Source organism: Streptomyces sp. NPDC028928 (assembly GCF_055564915.1).
In genome coordinates, this window is record NZ_JBVHVI010000039.1 from 1481 (window position 1) to 3247 (window position 1767).

Consider the following 1767-nt stretch of genomic DNA (forward strand, 5'->3'; position numbering starts at 1 on the left):
CTGTGATGGGTAGGGGAGCGTCGTCTGCCGGGTGAAGCGGCACTGGAAGGTAGTCGTGGACGGTTGACGAGTGAGAATGCAGGCATGAGTAGCGATACAAACGTGAGAAACGTTTGCGCCGATTGACTAAGGGTTCCTGGGTCAAGCTGATCTGCCCAGGGTAAGTCGGGACCTAAGGCGAGGCCGACAGGCGTAGTCGATGGATAACCGGTTGATATTCCGGTACCCGCTGTGAAGCGTCAAACATCGAGCATCGTGATGCTAAGGCCGTGAAGCCGTTCCGGACCCTTCGGGGAAAGGAAAGTGGTGGAGCCGCCGAACCAAGCGGTTAGTAGGTGAGTGATGGGGTGACGCAGGAAGGTAGTCCATCCCGGGCGGTGGTTGTCCCGGGGTAAGGGTGTAGGACGCAAGGTAGGCAAATCCGCCTTGCACATAGTCTGAGACCTGATGCCGAGCCGATTGTGGTGAAGTGGATGATCCTATGCTGTCGAGAAAAGCCTCTAGCGAGTTTCATGGCGGCCCGTACCCTAAACCGACTCAGGTGGTCAGGTAGAGAATACCGAGGCGTTCGGGTGAACTATGGTTAAGGAACTCGGCAAAATGCCCCCGTAACTTCGGGAGAAGGGGGGCCAGTCCTGGTGATGAGCTTCGCGCTCTGAGCTGGGGGTGGCCGCAGAGACCAGCGAGAAGCGACTGTTTACTAAAAACACAGGTCCGTGCGAAGCCGTAAGGCGATGTATACGGACTGACGCCTGCCCGGTGCTGGAACGTTAAGGGGACCGGTTAGCTCACTTTCGGGTGGGCGAAGCTGAGAACTTAAGCGCCAGTAAACGGCGGTGGTAACTATAACCATCCTAAGGTAGCGAAATTCCTTGTCGGGTAAGTTCCGACCTGCACGAATGGCGTAACGACTTCTCGACTGTCTCAACCATAGGCCCGGTGAAATTGCACTACGAGTAAAGATGCTCGTTTCGCGCAGCAGGACGGAAAGACCCCGGGACCTTTACTACAGTTTGATATTGGTGTTCGGTTCGGCTTGTGTAGGATAGCTGGGAGACTTTGAAGCAGGCACGCCAGTGTTTGTGGAGTCGTCGTTGAAATACCAGTCTGGTCGTGCTGGATGTCTAACCTGGGTCCGTGATCCGGATCAGGGACAGTGTCTGATGGGTAGTTTAACTGGGGCGGTTGCCTCCTAAAGGGTAACGGAGGCGCCCAAAGGTTCCCTCAGCCTGGTTGGCAATCAGGTGTTGAGTGTAAGTGCACAAGGGAGCTTGACTGTGAGACCGACGGGTCGAGCAGGGACGAAAGTCGGGACTAGTGATCCGGCGGTGGCTTGTGGAAGCGCCGTCGCTCAACGGATAAAAGGTACCCCGGGGATAACAGGCTGATCTTCCCCAAGAGTCCATATCGACGGGATGGTTTGGCACCTCGATGTCGGCTCGTCGCATCCTGGGGCTGGAGTCGGTCCCAAGGGTTGGGCTGTTCGCCCATTAAAGCGGTACGCGAGCTGGGTTTAGAACGTCGTGAGACAGTTCGGTCCCTATCCGCTGTGCGCGTAGGAGTCTTGAGAAGGGCTGTCCCTAGTACGAGAGGACCGGGACGGACGAACCTCTGGTGTGCCAGTTGTTCTGCCAAGGGCATGGCTGGTTGGCTACGTTCGGGAGGGATAACCGCTGAAAGCATCTAAGCGGGAAGCCTGCTTCGAGATGAGGACTCCCACCCACTTGATGGGGTAAGGCTCCCAGTAGACGACTGGGTTGATAGGCC

1 rRNA gene (running past one end of the window) is annotated in these 1767 nt (G+C 56.8%); it reads left to right on the forward strand.

The features are described 5' to 3' along the window. Window positions 1–1767: ribosomal RNA gene (locus ACZ4U1_RS40135) — 23S ribosomal RNA — on the forward strand; its annotated part reaches 1391 nt to the left of the window's first position; the annotation flags it as partial.